Origin of the sequence: Bacteriovorax sp. DB6_IX (genome assembly GCF_000447775.1) — a bacterium.
Lineage (GTDB): Bacteria > Bdellovibrionota > Bacteriovoracia > Bacteriovoracales > Bacteriovoracaceae > Halobacteriovorax_A.
The window spans coordinates 1-232 of the sequence record NZ_AUNJ01000351.1 but is presented as its reverse complement, the minus strand read 5'-3'; the positions used below and the strand labels follow the sequence as shown (position 1 = coordinate 232).

General features: G+C 33.6%; 1 protein-coding gene. It reads left to right on the top strand.

Annotated features, from left to right (window positions below; translation table 11 throughout):
* A partial coding sequence (locus M901_RS18040; protein WP_034721797.1) for a hypothetical protein occupies positions 1 to 232 on the top strand: 232 nt, incomplete at both ends.

The window sequence follows — 232 nt, the reverse complement described above, 5'->3', positions numbered from 1 at the left end:
TTTCGATCTTTGGAGTGAGTTTAACGAGTTCTCCGTATATTGATATATCAAATCTCTCTGACAAGGGAATGGGAATAATCTATGGTCTCTTAACAGGTATGAGCTATTCTCTAGTTACTCTTTGCTTAAGAAAAGCGAATGACTACTTTAAAGGTAAGCAAATTATTATCATCTATACGATGACTTTCTTTGCGATGGTTTTTTCTCTTCTTTTTTCTTTAATAGAGGGAAG